The 3247-nt window shown below is 68.8% G+C and carries 3 protein-coding genes; all 3 read left to right on the top strand.

Annotated features, from left to right (window positions below):
* Positions 1-145 precede the first annotated feature (145 nt).
* Positions 146-508, top strand: coding sequence for a hypothetical protein (locus JWR86_RS10115; RefSeq protein WP_299564515.1), 363 nt, complete (start codon positions 146-148; stop codon positions 506-508).
* 407 nt (positions 509-915) lie between these two features.
* A complete protein-coding gene (gene gltX / locus JWR86_RS10110; RefSeq protein WP_299564512.1) occupies positions 916-2370 on the top strand; it encodes a glutamate--tRNA ligase in 1455 nt (484 codons plus the stop codon).
* A gap of 135 nt (positions 2371-2505) precedes the next feature.
* The coding region (locus JWR86_RS10105; protein ID WP_299564509.1) for a citrate/2-methylcitrate synthase at positions 2506-3247 on the top strand (742 nt) is incomplete at its 3' end.

Raw genomic sequence — 3247 nt, 5'->3', positions numbered from 1 at the left:
AGGAGCCGTCCCACAAGCCGCGGCGGCACACGATCGACGCAACTGAAGCGCGCATCAGCGTAGATACGACGAAGACAGATTGCAAAGCCGAGGCTGTAGACGCAACCTGTGATTGCGTTCGTTCCGGACGCCAGGAGAGGTCATCATGCCCGATGAATCTTATGCAAGCTTCAGCTCAGCCTCGGTGGACCAGGCCCTCGATGCGGCACGTCGCGCCAGCCAGGCGCAGGTGCAGAGCACGGATCGGCCCTCGACCCTCGACGACGGCAACCTGAAGGTGGCCGCCCAGTGCATCAGCGTCACCGTCCAGAACGGGCAGGTCTGCCTGAACCTTCCGCTCGGCCTTGGCAGCGTCTGCCTGCCGATCCCGATCCCGGTTCCGAACGGCACCGCCGCTCAGGCCTGCCTCGACATCTGCACCAAGTTCGGCTTCCCGTGCGGCGTGGAGGTGACCGTCTCCGTGGCCGGCCAGCGGGTAGTGTCCAAGCATTTCGGCTGCAGCTGCTAGGGCGACCGCCTTTCAGCAGGGGTGTCGCGGCCGGGGGCCGGCGAAGGGCCCCCGGCCCCAGTTCCGTCTCCCTCTCCGGCCATCCAGGCTGCCCCCCTTCCCTCACACCCGGCGCGCTGCTCCGCGCCGGGTCGATTGAGACCCGGCCGACCTCGTGGACCACACGGCAGCAACCGACCCGGCCGGGCTCAGCCTGCCCCGACCCCGGGTCGAGCGATCATCAAACAGCGGGCCCGCCGGTCGATCCCAGGACGGTCGCGGTCCCGGACCGGGCGCGGTCGCGCGCCGCGGCACTGGGTCGTGCTGCGGACTTAACGTCGCTGTTCCGCGCATGCTAAACGGGACGACATTCGTCGCCTGCGAGCCCCGCGCTCCCGGCGCCCCTCCTTCCTGTCCGGTCCGACCTGATGCCCGACCCCGTGGTCACGCGCTTTGCGCCCTCCCCGACCGGCTTTCTGCATATCGGGGGCGCCCGTACCGCGCTGTTCAACTGGCTCTACGCGCGCCACCTCGGCGGCCGCATGCTGCTGCGCATCGAGGACACTGATCGGGAGCGCTCGACCGAGCCCGCCATCGCGGCCATCCTCGACGGCCTCTCCTGGCTCGGGCTCGACTGGGATGGGGACGTTGTGTTCCAGTTCTCACGGGCGGCGCGCCACCGTGAGGTGGTGGAAGGGCTGCTCGCCTCGGGCGGGGCCTACCGCTGCTACGCCTCGCCGGAGGAACTGGCCGAGATGCGCGAGAGCGCCCGGAGCGAAGGCCGTCCTGCCCGCTATGACGGCCGCTGGCGCGACCGCGACCCGGCCGACGCCCCCGCCGGGGTGAAGCCGGTGATCCGCCTGCGCGCGCCGCAGGAGGGCGAGACCGCCATCGTGGACCAGGTCCAGGGCCGGGTCGTCTGGCAGAACAAGGACCTCGACGACCTCGTCCTGCTGCGGTCCGACGGCACGCCGACCTACATGCTCGCCGTTGTGGTCGACGACCACGACATGGGCGTGACCCACGTCATCCGAGGCGACGACCACCTGACCAACGGCGCGCGGCAGACACAGATCTACCAGGCGCTCGGCTGGTCCGTCCCAGGCATGGCCCACATTCCGCTCATCCACGGGCCGGACGGGGCCAAGCTCTCCAAGCGCCACGGCGCGCTCGGGATCGATGCCTATCGCAGCATGGGGTTCCTGCCGTCGGCACTCCGCAACTACCTGGTCCGGCTCGGCTGGAGCCACGGCAACCAGGAAATCTTCACGGACGCCGAGATGGTGGCCGCCTTCGACCTGCCGCAGATCGGCCGTTCGCCGGCCCGGTTCGACGCGGCCAAGCTCGAGAACCTGAACGGACATCATCTCCGCGAGACGCCGGCGGAGCAGGTCCTGCAGGCCATCGAAGTGATCCTGCCGGATGTCGGCCCGGCCCGGGGACTCGGCCCGCACTTGGATCCGGAGTTGCGCGCCCGGCTGCTCGCCTCGCTCCCCGGCCTGAAGGAGCGCGCCAAGACGCTGATCGAGCTGCTGGACGCCGCCTATTACCTCTACGCCCCCTCGCCGCTCGCGCTCGACGCCAAGGCAGCCGCGATCCTGGACGCCCCGGCCCGGGCCCGGCTGGCCGCGATCACGCCGGCTTTGGCCGCACTTCCGGAGTGGAACACGGCGTCGCTCGAGGCGGCCGTGCGGGCGGGAGCCGAGGCGCTCGGCGTGAAGCTCGGCCAATTGGCACAGCCGCTGCGGGCCGCCGTTACCGGCCGGGGCACCTCGCCGCCGCTGTTCGACGTCATGGCCGTGCTGGGCCGCGACGTGTCCATGGCCCGGATCGGGGCGCAGGCTCGCGCTGAGGGCGTGGAGACGACCCCGAACGCTGCTTGAACGCGCCCTGTCGATCCGATACCGAACTCAGGAAAATACCCGCACAGGCAATGCCCGAGCCGCACCCGTCGCGCGGCGCGGCCGACGCCACCCTGCCCTGAGCGGGCCATAACGGACGCACGAGAGGCAAGCCCGATGAGCGGCAAGAGCAGCAGCTTGACCCTGCACGACAAGACCGCGGAGTTCCCGGTGAAATCGGGAACGATCGGGCCCGACGTGATCGACATCTCGAAGCTCTATGCGCAAACGGGTGCGTTCACGTACGATCCGGGCTTCACATCGACCGCCGCCTGCGAATCCAAGATCACCTATATCGACGGTGACGAGGGCGTGCTGCTCTACCGCGGCTACCCGATCGAGCAGCTCGCCGAGCACGGCGACTTCCTCGAGACCTGCTACCTGCTGCTCTACGGCGAATTGCCGACCGCCCCTCAGAAGGCCGATTTCGTCGACCGGGTCACGCGCCACACCATGGTGCATGACCAGATGAACCGCTTCTTCCAGGGCTTCCGCCGGGACGCCCACCCGATGGCCATCATGGTGGCCTCGGTCGGCGCGCTGTCCGCATTCTATCACGACTCGACGGACATCACCGACGAAAACCAGCGGATGGTCGCGCAGATCCGCATGATCGCCAAGATGCCGACGCTCGCCGCTTACGCGTACAAGTATCACATCGGGCAGCCGTTCATCTACCCGACGAACTCTCTCGACTACACCTCGAACTTCCTTCGGATGTGCTTCGCCGTCCCGTGCGAAGAATACAAGGTCAACCCGGTCCTGTCGCGAGCGCTCGACCGGATCTTCATCCTCCACGCCGACCACGAGCAGAACGCCTCGACCTCGACGGTCCGTCTGGCCGGCTCCTCGGGCGCCA

It is taken from the genome of Enterovirga sp. (genome assembly GCF_028290205.1).
Taxonomy (GTDB): Bacteria; Pseudomonadota; Alphaproteobacteria; order Rhizobiales; family Beijerinckiaceae; genus Enterovirga.
The sequence above is the reverse complement of the archived record's forward strand: the minus strand, read 5'-3'. Positions and strand labels throughout refer to the sequence as shown.